19 protein-coding genes are annotated in these 16,430 nt (G+C 40.5%); 2 read left to right on the top strand and 17 right to left on the bottom strand.

What is annotated here, in order from left to right:
* Positions 1-17: 17 nt before the first annotated feature.
* From EKM65_RS00525 to EKM65_RS00505, 5 genes are all read right to left on the bottom strand, one after another.
* Positions 18-587 carry a PNPOx family protein gene (locus tag EKM65_RS00525; RefSeq protein WP_125604433.1) on the bottom strand — a complete coding sequence of 190 codons (570 nt, stop codon included), beginning with the start codon at positions 585-587 and terminating at the stop codon, positions 18-20.
* Between the two features lie 169 nt (positions 588-756).
* Positions 757-1,632, bottom strand: a complete 876-nt coding sequence (locus EKM65_RS00520) for a GNAT family N-acetyltransferase (RefSeq protein ID WP_125604431.1) — start codon at positions 1,630-1,632, stop codon at positions 757-759.
* Positions 1,633-1,639: 7 nt separating this feature from the next.
* The gene (locus EKM65_RS00515) at positions 1,640-2,194 is read right to left on the bottom strand and encodes a 2'-5' RNA ligase family protein (protein ID WP_125604429.1); all 555 of its coding nucleotides are present in this window, start codon (positions 2,192-2,194) and stop codon (positions 1,640-1,642) included.
* A gap of 119 nt (positions 2,195-2,313) precedes the next feature.
* Positions 2,314-2,943, bottom strand: coding sequence for an HAD-IA family hydrolase (locus tag EKM65_RS00510; RefSeq protein WP_125604427.1), 630 nt, complete (start codon positions 2,941-2,943; stop codon positions 2,314-2,316).
* 108 nt (positions 2,944-3,051) lie between these two features.
* A complete protein-coding gene (locus EKM65_RS00505; RefSeq protein WP_125604425.1) occupies positions 3,052-4,353 on the bottom strand; it encodes an MFS transporter in 1,302 nt (433 codons plus the stop codon).
* Between the two features lie 162 nt (positions 4,354-4,515).
* Here EKM65_RS00505 and EKM65_RS00500 point away from each other — a divergent pair, with 162 nt between their 5' ends.
* Positions 4,516-5,493 carry a helix-turn-helix domain-containing protein gene (locus tag EKM65_RS00500; RefSeq protein WP_164506753.1) on the top strand — a complete coding sequence of 326 codons (978 nt, stop codon included), beginning with the start codon at positions 4,516-4,518 and terminating at the stop codon, positions 5,491-5,493.
* 333 nt (positions 5,494-5,826) lie between these two features.
* Positions 5,827-6,282 carry a hypothetical protein gene (locus tag EKM65_RS00495; RefSeq protein ID WP_125604421.1) on the top strand — a complete coding sequence of 152 codons (456 nt, stop codon included), beginning with the start codon at positions 5,827-5,829 and terminating at the stop codon, positions 6,280-6,282.
* Positions 6,283-6,623: 341 nt separating this feature from the next.
* Here EKM65_RS00495 and dtd read toward each other — a convergent pair whose 3' ends face one another.
* The 12 genes from dtd to EKM65_RS00435 all read right to left on the bottom strand — a co-directional run bounded on the left by dtd (position 6,624) and on the right by EKM65_RS00435 (position 16,268).
* Positions 6,624-7,070, bottom strand: coding sequence for a D-aminoacyl-tRNA deacylase (gene dtd, locus EKM65_RS00490; protein ID WP_125604419.1), 447 nt, complete (start codon positions 7,068-7,070; stop codon positions 6,624-6,626).
* Between the two features lie 51 nt (positions 7,071-7,121).
* The gene (locus EKM65_RS00485; RefSeq protein ID WP_125604417.1) at positions 7,122-9,347 is read right to left on the bottom strand and encodes a RelA/SpoT family protein; all 2,226 of its coding nucleotides are present in this window, start codon (positions 9,345-9,347) and stop codon (positions 7,122-7,124) included.
* 106 nt (positions 9,348-9,453) lie between these two features.
* Positions 9,454-9,807: a hypothetical protein gene (locus EKM65_RS00480; protein ID WP_125604415.1), complete on the bottom strand. Its 354-nt coding sequence runs from the start codon at positions 9,805-9,807 to the stop codon at positions 9,454-9,456.
* A 38-nt stretch (positions 9,808-9,845) separates the two neighbouring features.
* The gene (locus tag EKM65_RS00475) at positions 9,846-10,598 is read right to left on the bottom strand and encodes an RsmE family RNA methyltransferase (protein WP_125604413.1); all 753 of its coding nucleotides are present in this window, start codon (positions 10,596-10,598) and stop codon (positions 9,846-9,848) included.
* Complete coding sequence (gene prmA, locus EKM65_RS00470; RefSeq protein ID WP_125604411.1) at positions 10,599-11,504, bottom strand: 50S ribosomal protein L11 methyltransferase; 906 nt, start codon at positions 11,502-11,504, stop codon at positions 10,599-10,601. It lies immediately after the preceding gene.
* Between the two features lie 20 nt (positions 11,505-11,524).
* Positions 11,525-12,004, bottom strand: coding sequence for a DUF3013 family protein (locus tag EKM65_RS00465; protein WP_164506752.1), 480 nt, complete (start codon positions 12,002-12,004; stop codon positions 11,525-11,527).
* A 176-nt stretch (positions 12,005-12,180) separates the two neighbouring features.
* Positions 12,181-12,621 (bottom strand): hypothetical protein, encoded by a 441-nt coding sequence (locus EKM65_RS00460; RefSeq protein ID WP_125604407.1) that lies wholly within the window; start codon positions 12,619-12,621, stop codon positions 12,181-12,183.
* 316 nt (positions 12,622-12,937) lie between these two features.
* Positions 12,938-13,318, bottom strand: a complete 381-nt coding sequence (locus EKM65_RS00455) for a hypothetical protein (RefSeq protein WP_125604405.1) — start codon at positions 13,316-13,318, stop codon at positions 12,938-12,940.
* 52 nt (positions 13,319-13,370) lie between these two features.
* A complete protein-coding gene (locus tag EKM65_RS00450) occupies positions 13,371-15,068 on the bottom strand; it encodes a hypothetical protein (protein WP_125604403.1) in 1,698 nt (565 codons plus the stop codon).
* 11 nt (positions 15,069-15,079) lie between these two features.
* Positions 15,080-15,754 carry a hypothetical protein gene (locus EKM65_RS00445; RefSeq protein WP_125604401.1) on the bottom strand — a complete coding sequence of 225 codons (675 nt, stop codon included), beginning with the start codon at positions 15,752-15,754 and terminating at the stop codon, positions 15,080-15,082.
* A 9-nt stretch (positions 15,755-15,763) separates the two neighbouring features.
* Entirely contained in the window at positions 15,764-15,982 is a 219-nt protein-coding gene (locus tag EKM65_RS00440) for a YcxB family protein (RefSeq protein WP_125604399.1), read from the bottom strand.
* A 1-nt stretch (position 15,983) separates the two neighbouring features.
* Positions 15,984-16,268 (bottom strand): hypothetical protein, encoded by a 285-nt coding sequence (locus EKM65_RS00435; protein ID WP_125604398.1) that lies wholly within the window; start codon positions 16,266-16,268, stop codon positions 15,984-15,986.
* Positions 16,269-16,430 lie beyond the last annotated feature (162 nt).

Here is a 16,430-nt window from a genome sequence, read left to right as displayed (position 1 = left end):
CAAGTTGCTGCATGATGTCAGGGACGTTTAGTTCGGGGCCGTTCCTTACGCAAAAAGGAGCCCAGTTTTTCAGAGCGATCACTCAAGAAACGATACTTCCGCTCATGTTCATCGCCAACATAGAGTACCGGATTAAACGATGCACTCTGTAGCTTACCGTCCACAATCAGATCATCGCGAACTTCTCTCTTCTCAATATGAGCGGTGAAATTCGCATAGCCTTGGTAAACGCGTTCAAAGTCAATTCGCAAATACAGTGTCAACAGTGCCTGATCAATCACGGGTAGATCAGTTTGCTGATCAATGTGATACGGAATTGTCGCATTCAACTTTGCACGTGCATGCCGGAAGCCGGCTTTTTCGACGACTTGGAGTGCTTCTTCAGGCAGTAAGTTTAAAGTGCAGCGTTGATAGTGAGAGATCTGCGTTGCCGCATTGGTGTCTGCGCCCAAGCCGAACTGAACCATGCTGCCTAATGAATAGGAAGAACTGCAGGTTGTGATATTGTACTGATTTTGCGCATCTGGATAACCCAGAACAAAGATTGGGAAGCCATAATAAAGTTTACTGGTATTGATTACTTTCATTACTTAACCTCATTTTAATTAGCGTTAACTGGGTGTATTGCCACTCTCCTAGGCTATTAATTAATATCGTTCATTTTTAAAACTTAGATTGTCGTACTTGAGTGCAGGGCAACCATTGCGAATTTTGCTATCTCAAATTTAAGAGTTGCTGCAACATGTCGGTCTTGAATTAAGCGTTGTCTTGCGGTTTCAAATAAACAATCTCGGTTTCATCGACCATTCCTGCGTGCAAATACAAATGATGTGCAATATCATTCTCACCCTCAACTGCTAATTGAAACGGCAAAGGTTTTGCCCGCGTGACTTTTGCCATAATGCCTTGAATGAGTGCTGTGCCAATTCCTTGGTGACGGAAGGCGCGTTTCACGAATAGGCCGAAGAAATAATAAACGTCCGTCACATCTAGTGCAGTACTGGCCAGAACGTCGTTATTCTTATTCACTAACACGTATTGATCGACGGCTGGATCTGTCAGTGCAGAGCGTAAATAACGCGCTGCCATCTCAGGTGTACTGTCGAAGGCTTCCACTGAGGCACCAACTAAGCCTGCAATATCGGCTTCTTCTAATAAGCGTAACTGATATTGATTTGGTAATTGATACAGCTTGTTAGTTCCCGCTGATGCCGAGAGTTGAAATTCCGTTGTCAAATCTGTAAGCTGCCAATTTGTCTCAAAATCAGGATGTGCCGCCAAAAAAACTCGTTCTGTCACGTAGGTTACTTGCTGATAATTAAACTGTGCAAGCTCGCTTTTAGCAGCCGCAATCAACTTCGTGCCAATTCCTTCACGTCGCCTTTCGGGTGTCACGATCACACTTAACTCAGCCGCTTCATCTGGTCCTTCATCTGCATAGATCATCAAGAGGCCTAACATTTCCCCAGCCTCTTCTGCAATAAAAAAAGCTGCCATTGTTGGTTCAACGTTGAACTGATTGCTTAAATAAATTTTCTTATGAGTGTCATCGTATTCGTGAACCCGACGTTGAAGTGCCAAAAACGTGGTGATCTGCGCATCCGTCAACTTTGTCGTGCTGGTAATTTGCATGTATGTTTTACCTTCTTAATGTTTTGATAATTTCGTTGCGTTCATTTTTAAAATAATAAGTGCCGAGTATCTTAACCATACCCTTTTCAAGACCAATAAGTTTTGCGGCTGTCACTTTTCCAGAAAGATAATATGTTTGACGTACTAAATAAGTCATTGCCAAACTTGTTTGCGTCGTTCCTTGATGATTCATTAATGTCACGTGTGGTATAAATGGGTGTTGCTCTGGTAAAAGAATGTCACCATTAGCAAAGATTTTTTGGCGTAAATTTTGAATTGTCTCAATTTCACCAGGACGCAAAACAACGGTATCAGTGTTGGTGAATCGATCCAAAATGTCGAACGCCACGTCAAATTGGTATACATCATTGAATAAGGAAATTAAATCCTGATTAATATCCTGAATTGGGCGTTCACAAATATTTCCACCTAGCGTAAGGTGCGGAAACTTATCTGATCGGTTATGATAAGTGGATAATTTGCGTACTGCCAACGATTGCCAGATTCCTTCAAAGGATTTTGTTAGTGGTTCATCAAATGTCAAAACAACTCCTAAGTCCATTGCTAACTACCTCTTGATTCCTCAACATTTTGTCACATATTATCGCTGCAAAACCAAAATAATAAATTTGAATCAGACTTATCTACCTAAATTTTGTCATCTTGTTCGTAACCTCAACTTTACGCGAGCAACGCTAAAATATCGGCTAACTGATTAACTTGATAAGTTGCGTAAGGCGCGTCATTATAGCCATCGACGTTGAAATAAATTGTCTGAATCTGCGCGTTAAGACCAGCATCAATATCTAAGCGACGATCGCCAACCATCACTGTCGTTGCTGGATCCAACTGATATTGTTTAATGATCGCATTAATGGCGCTAGGATCAGGCTTACGGGGGAAATTCTGACTTGCATCTATCCCGCCGCTAAAATAGCCAGACAACTTGTTTTGCGCTAAATAGTCATAAACCGTCTGATCACGATGAGTATCTAAGAAATTACGACCACCATGTGCAATTACTGTTTGTAAAACCTCAGCTGCGCCAGGATAAGGTTGTGGTGTTTGCTGCGCTTGATGTTCAATTTGATGATAAGTTGTCGCTAAGTCAACAACAGAAAGTTGATTTTGATCGGCAATCGTTTGTTGGGCTGCGCGAACGGACCGGATTTTCAAATCACGGTAAAGTGCGCTCACGTCAATTTTAGTAACGCCAAATTTGTGCAAAGTCGTGACAAGAGCCTGAGTCATTACTGGATAAGTATCGTATAATGTGCCATCAAAATCCCAAATGAAGTCTTTTAATACCATCAAATATCGCCTTTCTCAATTGAACCATTCAACATCACGTTTAATTCAGTGAAGGTTCAATTAAAACTTTTCCTTATTTTACCACATTCACCGATCGTGTTTACTGGTTTATTTATCCGGGATAACAGGATGTGCGTTCTGATACTTCTTTTGATAAGCAGCCGTATAAAATGACGCTACCACGACTAAGAGCGAGCATGCCGTAAAAATTAGCCACGAGAACTTCGGTGTCATTGCATTGGCAATTCCGAGAAAGACGATCTGACCAACGGGGCCGCCAATCACAGACATGGTGTTTAGCACACTTAAAGTTGCGGCTAACCGCTTACGTTCAATTTTGGCAATAAATTGCGCAGATAATCGAGGATTAACTTTTCCTAAGGGATAACTAGCAGCGGCCATCAAAACAATCATGAGATAGCGATTCTCCCACCAGAACATATTGATGGCAAATCCTGTCACCCAAATCATGGCGATCCCGACCAAAACTGGAATTGAGACATCTTGCAAGCCATCGTGAGTAATTAGTGCGCCAGCTGTAATCGCCACCGAACTGACAATACTAATCAACGCCACGGTATTGCCAAAGTTCCCGAACCACAATGATTTCGTATTAACCAGCAGCACATTACTTAGGCCGTCCATGCCGATGCCAAGTGTATTCACCAACACAGCCAGAATCGTAATTGAAAAGATCAACTTGTCTTCATAGAAGAGCTTGAGTGAATGTTTCATGCTTTGAAAAAAGTTTTCCTTAGACTGTTGTTTAACTTCTGTTTGAACTGCAGCTTCATCTTCGGCAATTTCTTCTTGATCAGCCTGCTTAAATAATTGCTTCTGCTGAATTAAGACAATCCCCGCAAGTAAGAAGCTCAGCGCATTGATGATGCCAAAGAGGCTATAATTGTGATGAAGCAAAACGATTAAACTGGCACCTACACCCTGGAACACAATATTAATCACATTGTTAATACCCGTTTCAAAACTCGTTGCATCGTTGAGATCGGCATTAGCTACGAAGTGTTTGAAATATGGCAACACCAAACTACCGGTGAAGCTGGAAATAATATCTGATGCGACGTTGATCACTAACAGAATTGCAAAAATCCAGATCGACTGATTAAGCCCAATTAGAAGTGATAGCAACAAATATAGGCCAAACTGAACGAACTTGAACCGGAACATTAGATTGATCCGCTTCTTACTCTGATCTGCTAAGTATCCCATTGGCATCATGAAGAAAGTGGGAACCACCGTCGCAAAGGACACCAGTGAAACTGCCAACGTCTTATAAGGTAAACTACCAGCATAAATAATAAAGACGATATTGAACAATACTGACCCAATCGAACTCAAAAAACTCGAAAGTGTTAAAGTTTGATAAGGTTTATTTTTTAAGAAAACATGCATTTAAATCGCCCCTCATGTAAATTGACTTTTATTTGTGGTCAAAGACTTGTTAAGAATTGTAATTAACAATAGTCATCTTACCGTCAATTTATGCTAGACTAGGCATAAGTTACATATATGAAACTCAAAGTTACCGTCATTTCAATCAGGAGTTGTTCAGCTATGCCAGAAGAAAACTATGGTCAAGTTTATCGTCAGCTTAGACAGAATCGTGAGATCACATTGGCCGAAGTTGCCCATGAAACCGACCTATCGAAATCTTTTATTTCACGCTTCGAACGTGAGCAAACGGAAATCTCACTCAAAAATTTTTTGAAGCTTCTAAACGCAATCAATGTCGGTTATCTTGAGTTTTTTACGGAGACAGTTCTTAAGGATCGTCCAGAAGTTAAATTAACTATGAAAATACTTGATGATGACCCGCTTAAGTTAGCTGTCGGGTTACAACAAGCTCCATTCATGCAAGGATTTGCCAAGATTTCGACTGTTAGTGCGCTCAATCAACAGAATTATCGCCAGATTTTGCAACCACTAATTGACGAAAGTGAACAAATTTATCGCCAACATCCGAGCAAACAACATCATTTCGAATGGTTATTTTATCGCTGTCTTTATGAAGTCAATCGAACAGGACGAGAGCCGAACCAAACTGGCATACTAGCACAACCAGTACGTCACTATTTGCAGAACGTCGATAATTGGGGATTGTATGAAATCTATTTATTCCAATTCTTTGCGATGATGCTTCCTGCCGCTGAGAATTTACGTCTACTCAAAATTGGCATCAAAAAAAGCCGCCGTTTGTCGGTCGTTCGTAATTTTGAACACATCCCTTTTGCATTGTTGATCACTGATTTCACAATTTTTCTCTTCCACGAGAACTACCAGCAAGCTAACGAAGTGCTAACCATGATGAAAGAACTCCCCACCGAAAATGCGACTAATAAAATCAATCTTTATTTCTACGAAGGTTGGTATGAAATCAAGCATGGTCAACCAAAAAAAGGACAGCAACTCTGTCAAAAAGCGATTCAATTATTTCAAACCCTCGATTTGAACGAAACAGCAAAAAGTTTGCAAGCCAATCTTGATGTGATTTGCGACGAAAAAAGAGGGATGCTGATCATTCTTAAACTGTGATTAAAACTAGGTCAAGTTGATAACTGCCGCAATAAGCCCCATCAAAAGTTGGCCGTTTCTAGCACATTATTTTTAACCAATATCTAAACAAGCCAACCGCTATTGTTTTTTCACGAAGAGGGCTACTACGCAATAATTTCCAGTGTTGACGAAAGCTCTTCATCAATCCTGAAAATTATTAAATTTTTTGATGAGTAATTTTGTAATCGAAAACCTTAAGAATTTTGAACAAATCGATCACGACACGCTCTATTTCAAAATCTCAGTTTTGGTTATGCTATACTTTTGATATTCATCACAAATAATCTCACATCAAAAGAAAGTTGGTTTATCATGCTAAAAGCAAAAAATTGGAATATCGTCGCTGCAATCTGTCTTCTCACCGCACAATTTGGTGCTTCTTTCGTTTCTTTAAACTTGTTATTGTCAAACTTCACCCTCAGTCTACTCAGCACTGGAAATACGTCCAAAACGAATCTTATGACCGTCTTACCAGAATTGTTTTTGGACGGTATCGCATTGATTATTTTAATCACTTCTTTCAATTATGCAGCTAAGGCCCAGCGCAGCCACTTGGGGCACATGATTGGTTTCTTCGGTATTGGCTTTTCTTTCATTCGCATCATTTATCTGCTTGGCTTTGCCCCACAAATTACGACAAATCTTCATGATAATGCTAGCATAATCAATGCAGGTATTTCTTCATCGATTGGGTTGATTAGCTTCACACTAATTATCTTAAGTGCGATCTTCTTGTTCATGAATCAAGAAAAAGTTGACCAAAACTAACAGAATTGATTTATCTTATTTGAAATGATTATTCCAAATACTGATTGTATTGCGAAAAAATAATAATAAAATAAATGGCGCTGGGATGATTATCCCGACGCCATTTATTTTGTATTTTGAAACGTGCTACGAAGCGCAGTTAGTTCCGGTTAAGTTAAACCAGTTTAAATCTTAAAACCAAGATTTTAACTGGTTTGAACTTAATCCTCACTAACTACCCGCGCTTCTCAGCACTCTGATTTGAAACGTGCTGCGAACAACTGGCGGAAGTGACTTTAAGCGTGAATCTCCTTGCATTGACACGCAATGATCTTCCCACTTAAAGTCATACCGCCAACCCGTTACCTTTCGCACTCTAAATTAATCGTCACTGGGCCGTCATTTAGGGTGGTTATTTGCATGTTAGCACCAAACTTGCCTACTTGTACTGGTTGTCCTAATGCTACCGTTAGGCGTTGATTAAAGGTGTTATAAAGTGGCTCGGCCAAATCTGGTTTGGCTGCGTCTTGAAAACTGGGGCGATTGCCTTTGTGGGTATCGGCATATAAGGTGAATTGGGAAATTGACAAAATACCGCCATTAATTTGGTGAATATTTAAATTCATCTTTTCGTTTTCATCTTCAAAAATCCGCAGACTGACAATTTTATGGACCATCTTGTCCACTTGTTGTTCTGTATCGGCCGGACTAATTCCGACGAATAGTAACAAGCCAGTTTCAATTTGCCCGATAACTTGTTCGTTAACCGTGACTTGGGCTGATTTAACCCGTTGTAAAGTTACTCGCAAACGTCTTTACTCCAAACTATCTTTTAATGTAAACACTGAATTTAATCGTACTTAACCTTGGGCTCGTTTCACTTCATAAACATCTGGAATATTCTTAAGACCATCAATAATTGATTCCAAATGAGTCTGATTACGAACACCGACACTAACATAAATATGAGCCATCTTATTATGATCAACGCGACCATTGACGTTGTTCAAATTCTTACTCTTGCCGTTTAACAGTTGTAAAACTTCATTTAACAAACCATTGCGGTTATAGCCATAGATCTCCAAGTTTGCAAAATATGATTGTGAGACATCGTCATCTTCATCCCATTCAACTTCAATTAAGCGACCAGCTTCTTGTTCATGTTGAATATTGGGACAATCAGCACGATGAATCGTGACACCCCGACCTTTAGTGACATAACCGGCAATCGCATCTCCAGGAACGGGATTGCAGCACTTTGCCAATCGAATCAATAAATTATTGACGCCTTGAATGACCACGCCGCCTTCATGTTGAATCTTCATCTTTTCTGGCGTTTTCTGCTGCTTAGGTTGCGACGTTTCGGATTGCGTTAGGATTTGGTCTTCGTACTGGCGCTGTTCATTCTCGGCCTTTTCTTTACGCTCTTTTTCAGTGAGTTTGTTGGAGATAATTAAGGCAGAAACTTCACCGTAACCAATCGCACTCAATAATTCGTCTTCCGTATTGAAATTAACTTTACCAGAAACGGCCTGCAAATGGTCTTTATCCATAAATTCTTTGGGACTATAACCCATATCTTGCAGCTGCTTCTCTAAAGCCGTGCGGCCTCGCTCAATATTGACAGTCTTCTCTTCTTGCTTGAAATAACGGCGAACTTTATTCCGAGCACGACTAGTAAAGGCGATACTCGTCCAATCTTTACTTGGTGACGCCGAAGTGGATGTTAACATTTCGACAATGTCACCATTTTTCAATTGATAAGTTAGTGGAACAATCTTGCCGTTAACTTTAGCACCGGTAGTATGATTACCGACTTCGGTGTGGACTAAATAAGCAAAGTCAATTGGCACGGAACCTTTGGGCAACTCATAAACGTCACCCTTAGGCGTAAAGGCATAAACCCGATCACTGAAGATGTCGCCTTTGACGCTATCCATGAATTCTTTGGCGTCTGTTGATTCGTCCTGGATTTCTAAAATCTCACGAAAAATATCTAATTTCTGATCGGAGTTGTCTAATTGAACTTGTTCTCTGATACCTTCTTTGTAAGCCCAGTGTGCTGCCACACCATATTCAGCGACTTCATGCATTGCTTCGGTACGAATCTGAACTTCCAGGGGCTTGCCTTTGGGACCAATGACAGTTGTGTGCAACGATTGATAGCCATTAGCTTTGGGCATGGCAATATAATCTTTGAAACGGCCAGGCAATGGCTTCCATTTCGTGTGGATCGCACCTAAAACAGCATAGCAATCTTTAATAGAATCAACGACGACTCGAATCGCTAATAGGTCATAGAGCTCGCTAAATTGTTTATGTTGATCGCGCATTTTTTTATAGATTGAATAAATATGTTTGGGGCGACCATAAATTTCATAGTTAACATTCAAATCTGCAATCGCAGCTTTGATCTCAGTAATTGCTTCAGAAATGTAGCCTTCGCGCTCGCCACGTTTAGAATTCATTAAGTGCACGATTCGATAATATTGTTGCGGATTCAAATAATGTAGCGAAATATCTTCTAATTCCCACTTAATTCGGCTAATACCTAAACGATCAGCTAACGGTGCGTAAATTTCTAAAGTCTCATCAGCAATTCGGCGTTGCTTATCAGGACGTAAATGTTGTAGCGTGCGCATATTATGCAAACGATCAGCCAATTTAACCATGATGACTCGTAAATCTTTAGCCATCGCCAATAACATCTTACGGTGATTTTCTGCCAACTGTTCCTGATGTGACTTGTATTTAATCTTACCTAATTTAGTCACACCATCGACAATGACGGCGACATCGTTACCGAACAATTCTTGAACGTCACCGAGGGTAATGTTGGTGTCTTCAACAACATCATGCAAATAACCCGAGGCAACGGTCTCAGGATCCATTTTTAATTCTGCGAGAATTCCGGCGACCTGAATTGGGTGAATAATATACGGTTCACCTGACTGCCGCTTCTGATCGTGATGGACATAAGCGGCAAAATCATAAGCCTTGCGTACGAAAGCCAAATGATCCTCATTCATATATTCTTGGCAAAGTGCCATCACTTCATCTTGAGTTAAATCTTTCTGTTGAGACATGTTCAACACCCCTAGTAAAAGTAAAACAAAATTTAGTTATCACAAAGCTACTTAGTCCTCAATTTAACGATGCCTTCACCAAAATTCAAGAATTCCAGTCTCAGTTTTAATGAGTGACGGTTTTGGATTGACTTACTGGAATCAGCAAATAAGCAATTAAGCCTAAAATCAAGTAAACGCCAGCTAACCAATAATTGTATTGGGCAAAGCGCCACCAAATACTAATTGCAAAAACAGCCGGGAAGAAAAAGAGCCAGGCAAAATTCAGAGTAGCACGACGGATTAACCAGCCGCTTAAAATGCTAAGTAACGGATTGATTACTAAAAATAAATAGATAATACGATGTATCTTACTAATTCCCACGAAGCTAGAAAGCAGCGGCAAGGCAAAAGAGACAAATAAACCGGTCAAAATAATCAGTAACACTGGTTTAGAAAAAAGCTTTTTCATCTTATTCATATGTTCATCCATTTCGTTCATTTTAAGTCAATTATTAATCATTTTAACAATTCTAGCGCATAACTCAAGCTACTTAAGAAATAAAGTGGTGCTGTTTCAGTTCGTAAGATTCTCGGACCTAAGCCAACTGGCTGCACCGCCGCAGCTTTTAGTGCCGCCACCTCAGCAACACTCAACCCGCCTTCCGGACCAAAAATCATGCGCACAGTTTGCGGCTGTACTTGCAGTTGCTTAAAGGCTTTGACTAAACCAAAATCTTCATGCTGCTTCACTATCTCTTCATAAGCCACTAAGTTTAGACCGTGAGTGGGTAATTTGGCCAATAATTGCGGCCAATAAACAATTTCCGGTACTTTACGGCGATGTGATTGTGCTGCAGCGTCGTGGGCAATTTGTTGAAGGCGCATTAATTTCTTCTCGACCTGATTGGTGCGCCATTGCATAATCGAACGATTAGCAGCGAAGAAAATAATTCTAGTCGCACCTAATTCTGTCGCTTTTTGTACGATCCAGTCTGCTTTTTCACGTTTAGGTAAGCCACAAATAATTTCTGCTTGAAGCGGTAATTCCGTATTAGGCAAAGCTGGACCGTTAATTTGCGCAGCAATCGTTGATGTCGTGGAATCGATTTGGAAGATTATCGCCGGATACGCTGTGCCAGCATGATCAGCAATTTGAATCTCAGTGCCAACTTTCATCCGTAAAACTTGGACCGCGTGTTTAAAATCAGCTGCGGTTAGGGTAACCAATTGTGCGGGGTCAACCACGCTGTCAACAAAGAATAATTGCATCTATGCGTCCACCTCAACTTGCTTGAGTCGTAAGCAATACCAATCAGCCAACTTCAATTGTAGATCCACGCTGAAATGATGGGCAGTTACGGCGGCTTCAATTTTACCTAATTGAGCGGCAATTATCCCTGTTAAAATGACAGTACCATCTGCTTCAAGATGGGCAGCTAATTGTGGAATCAGAGGCAGCAATGTTTCAGGCAACATGTTGGCGACAATCAAATCGGCTCGACCGACAACGGGTGTTAACAAACTGCCTTGAATTAACTTAATCTGGTCGGTTAAGTGATTTAAGGCAATATTTTCTTGAGCAAAGGGTAAAGCAGCGGCGTCGTATTCAGTGGCTGTGATTGCATCTGCACCAAGTTTAGCGGCCGCAATGCTTAAAACACCTGAACCAGTTCCAACATCAAAAACTTTTTCGCCACCGCGTAAAGTTAACTCTAAACAAGATAAGGCTAACCGCGTCGTTGGGTGCATACCAGTACCAAAGGACTTACCCGGATTCAAACGAATGAGCTGCTCAAGATTAGACTGCGGTTGATAATCTTGCCATTGTGGAACGATTGTCAAATAACGGGTCACCTGCACTGGTTCATAATAATCTTGCCAGCTAGTGGTCCAATCATTTTCGTCAATATTTTTCGTCAAAATTTTTAAGTTAGGCGCCAGCCAACCTGCTTGTTGTAATTGCAAGACTCGCGTTTTAAGTTGGGTAATGAATTGCGTTTGATCAATCTCGGTTGTTAAATAAGCGCTGACGCCAACTTGACCATCGTTAAGATCCAGATCAGTTGCCACATCGTCACTAATTTGAACGCCACCTGCATTTAATTCCTCAAACAAGTTGGCCACGATTTCCATTTGCGCTGCTGGCATAATAAGTTTAATTTCTAACCAATTCATGATTCAATTTCCGTTCTCAATTAATATTTAGGATAACTTAAATAACCAGTAACACCGGCAGCAACAGCAGCTTGAACGGCTTGTTGATAAACATCCTCTTGCCAGGCCAAGATGAAGGTTTCAACACTCATCTCTGGATCAAGGAAGTCCATAAAGTTACTCATTCCGTCGGCGAGCCAGTCTTTGAGGTAAGCGAACAAACCATCCGCCACACTCAGCGGTAAACCTTGGCGGCCGTTAAAAGGAATCGTTGCGACGTAATTTTCGGCGTATTGTTTACCATCAACTTTAGTTTCGTCATAAATCAAAATGGCATCATCGTAACTAACCTCATCGTCTTTAAGCGCACCCTCTTGATCTTCGATTTCCATCTTGTTGGTCATGCCAGTCATGGTAATCTCTAATTCAAAAGAACGAATATCTTGATCCCAGTTCACATTAATGTCACCAGGAAAATCAAGTTGGTCAATCTGTTGGTCAAAATAAGTCATCATATCCATTAGAATTATCTCCATCCTTCATGTCTTACGATACTCAAAAAGCCAACAGAACAGCCTGTTCTATTGGCGTCAGAATTTCTGCACGTCATATCTTATATTATGACACAGAATATTTAGCTTGTATACGAACACAGACAGCTTAGGCCAAGTGGTTCGTAAAAGTTTAACCGGATAAATTAGCCGAAAGAAACCGTACTAATCTGTTGCAAATATTGATTAAGTTCAATCTTGCAGTTACGAATGTATTGTTCAGCTACACGTGCTTGGGCGTGGTTAATCCGATTATGCTCTGAATCAATTGCTGACAATAAATAATATTGACCCACTCCATATTTAGTTAGGGCCGCCGCAATCTTCTTTTGGAACTCTTGATAATGTTTATCAGCTAACTGAGGCACTTCATGATCAATAAAATGTTTAAAAGCGCCAAAGTTTCGCAACCAATCCTCTTTCAGAGCGGGTAAAGTTTCGGCGACAAGACAATCTCCTATTTCAATGCGCTCACTTGTTTCTGCAAACTCATGGAAAACATTATCGAAGATCAAAAATCTCTCCAAGAAATTATTGAATCGAATATAATAATTACCAATTTTAAAATTCTTTACTTGTGCTGCCATTACAACCACCTTCTCTTCCATTGAGGTAAACGCTTAATCTGAATCTTTATTAAAAGTATAACAAGTCTCAAATAATAATCAATATTATTTAATAGTTTTTATAAGAATTTTGTGTATTTATTTTTTTTGAGTTTTTTTTGGCACAACATCTCTGTAAAATACGCAATAATTTACAGATAACTGCTACCCTTATGGCAGATTTTTTTGACAAAAATAAAAACAGCTTATAAACGCGAGTTATCGACGTCTACTGGCTGCACTTAAGTCACATCTATTTTAAAATAAGATCAGACAAATTCAATTATATTTTGACGAGTTAACAATATCTGAAAAAATTTAAAACATCTTTCAGCGCAAAAAAGGCGAGCAGATTGAGTGCGATTATCATCAAGAAGACAATTAGCATCGGCAACCAATGTTGTTTAATCCGCCGCCAAGTTTCTTGGGGCGCTAAACTAACCCCTGCAATAATGAGTAGATCGATGCCTAACGTCATGAGCACAATGAAAGGACTGATATAGTCTAACCCTAGCTCCGAAAAAGTGGAGTCGATTTGCCAATTACTCTGATAACCGATTAAGCCCATCCACCAATCCAAAAGGCCATCCAATACAAATGGTCCGATCAGACAAATGCCAATTAACCGCGCATAGATCGGATGTTCCCGACTTAATTTTGATTTTGTTTGCTTCGTCATGGGGCGCACCTTCTTCGCTTGAGTTTAGCTGTTTAATTTGAACCACCCAATTTTAATCCACATCGTGATTCACAGTAGCGGCATTTTTTTGCCAAGTATCAGTGATCAGGTTTAAAAAAGTTTGTCGGTTAATGCCGAGGCGGTCAATGGGAATCATTAACACAACACCAGCAAATTCATTCTGAAAGTATTCTGGCCGAATGCCATGCCACCAACGTGCAACCTGTTCTTTTCCGCGTGCCGGCAGCAAACGTGTATTCAAATATTTTGCTGGATCTTTGGCAAAAACTAAAAGACAGGCCGCTTCTGTCTGACCACTCGGCACGAGGACGTTGGCAAATTTGACAATATCTGCCCAGGCAACAAAAAATTGTTGCCGCTGTTTTCGATAATAAATTCCTGAATGATCAAGCACCACAATCGGCCGTGCAACCCACTTCCAGATTAACCAGACAAGCACATCGATCATCACAAAGAGAACCATTACCAAACCCAGCGAAATAAACATGGGCGCCGTAGTTCCTGGTTGCGCACTACTCCTGGTGGTAAACCAAATAAAGAGATAAACACCGATAGTTGTAAAACCAACGATGGGAATTAACTTCAAAATAGAATCAGTATTGAAATAAAAACCAAACGGTAAGGTCGGGTTACCACCAGTCATCAGGGCATTCAGCTGCTTTTTTTCGACTTCATAACCATCTTTAATGCCAGTAATTTTTTCTTGTGGCTGCAGGCTTGTCGTTGCAACTGGTTCTAACTCGTCGCGCTGCTTCGGTCGTAAGAGCAATCGGTCTGCAACGAGCAACAATGGCGTAATGATAAAAAATAAAGTCATGAGAACGCCGGTTGAAATCATAATTGTGCCAATCAACGCTAAAATAGATCCAGTTGTCCGAAGGTTGTGCTTTCGAGACGAAATTAGTGAAATGATGGCTAACACCGCGCCAATGACTCCAGCACCGAGCAATGAATATAAGGGAATATTGAACCATTCACCACCGATTAGGATTGCAGACAAAAAGATGATGGGCACTGCAACGGCCAGCAAGAAGGTATAAAGTGCTAAAACGAGGTTGATCGGCAAATTTTTTACTGAAATCTGTGACCGATTTTGATTGACGTTTTTAGTTATAATTGGCCGAATGTAATGATCAATGCTGTCATTGGTAAATAATTCTGCTTGCAGTCGTGTCCGAATTTGTTCTATCACCTGGGCAGTCAGCATTTCTAAATCAGCGGCTGCTAAATTAAATGGCACACTAAACACAAACGGCTTACCGACACCGACGCGCTGGTGAATTTGTGCAACGTCTGCTGGTAGATTGACAAAATTCACTTGGATCGACATTGCTTCACTGGACGCGGTCACAACTTGACAATTTTCTGTGACTAATCTTTGCCGCACGCTGCGTACTAATGCACGGCTGTGACGATTCACCAGATAATAATCGAGAGTGTCAGTCGCGGCTAATTCCGGCTGTAATTTAGCTTGAATCTTACTCAAGATCCGCTCGGCTTCAGCCTCCCAATCGCCGTCCTCTAAATCATATGAAACGTTAAATGATATTGATCTGAGATGATCGCGATATTCTGAAGTTGTTTTCGTATAGGCAGCAAGATCCACAAAACTTATCTGAATCGTCAAGGTAGCCGCAGAATAGTAAAGAATTTGACAATTTTTAGAATTCAGTGATTCTTTTAGTCGATTAATAAAGTAGCCGAAATTTTCGTCTTGCATTGTAGCCATTTAAAGTCATCTCATCTTTTGTTGGTTTTGTTAGAGCGTAAGCTAGCACTTCGACGCTTAACGGGTAAAAACCAATTTTTTTGCTGGCGCCCTTTTTCTGTACACGCCCAATGACGATTGAACCAATGCACATAATGATCAATACCACGTAAAATTTCCAGCGCGAGCACCCACCAAGCTAATACACTAATGATCTGTGCGAGCGAGTTGAGCAAAGCATTTGCACTTCGAAATCTCGGTAATAAATAGACGATGACAATAGCATGACCATCAATATTCAATAACCACCAGCCAAATAATGTTGGTAACCACGAATAAAACGGTTCGTTAGTCGCTTGATCAGATTGTTGCTGATGATATCTTGTATTTAGCAAAATATTCATAACCGCCCATAAAACGGTCAAGCCAGCAATCCCCAGATAGAACATCGGTGAAAATTGGCGCGGTCGCCCGGAAAGGTCATCGTTTGCCACCAATGCCGTATTCAATAGCCAGAGTAGACCATACAAGATTCCTAACAGGCAAAAGAACCCACTTATTACCAGCAGTAGCACGATCATTGAATTGGTCTGATGTTCTCCTTTACGCCAGTAATCAAAGCGATAGGTTAAGACAGGCAAAAAAACAGCTAACAGGATGATAAAAAGCCAAGGAATCGCGTCAAAAAACATTGGGACACTTGTCATGAAGATCACCTATTTCAAGAATTGAACATCAGAAATATTGGCTTGAAGTAATAATCTTAAGTCCTCTAATTGCGCAACAGATAAATCAGCTTTAGAAAACATCTGGACTAATCCTGACGGTAGTTGCAACAAAAACAGCGCTTTAGTCTCGACGACCTTGCTGTATGCTGTCCAAATAACATGACGACTACCTGTGCTATCTTGGCTAAATATCCCCTCCGCGTTCATCTCAATCCCTAATTGCCGCGGAAATCGCAGGATTATGCTTAAAACCGCGCCGAGCTTTCCAAATACCATTAAATTTTACAATCAAGAATAAAACGCTAAATAAAATAATGTCAAAAATTAAAGTTGGCAGTTGCCGCTCGGTAATACTTTGTGCAATCGTTGCGCAGCCGATAACACCAACTACACCTAAAAGAATGTGTCTCAGTTTAGAACTTTTGCTGTGACGTAATGCCCAGCGATATCCCTCTAAATATTCTGCTTGAGTAAGTTTCGAAGTGAATTGCATTTTGAACCCTCTTTGGTTGGCTGGATTTTCTTGTTAATTAAGCGTGCTTCGTTAATTATTATACAATGACTTTAGACTTTTCGATATCACTAAAAACGCACTGAAACAAAGCCAATGCCACTGATTTTAGTGTTGTCGAGTGACTAAAAATTAAGTTAGTTC

The sequence above is a fragment of the Lapidilactobacillus bayanensis genome (assembly GCF_003946695.1).
In the GTDB taxonomy this organism is placed as follows: Bacteria; Bacillota; Bacilli; order Lactobacillales; family Lactobacillaceae; genus Lapidilactobacillus; species Lapidilactobacillus bayanensis.
This window is presented reverse-complemented; position numbering and strand designations above follow the sequence as displayed.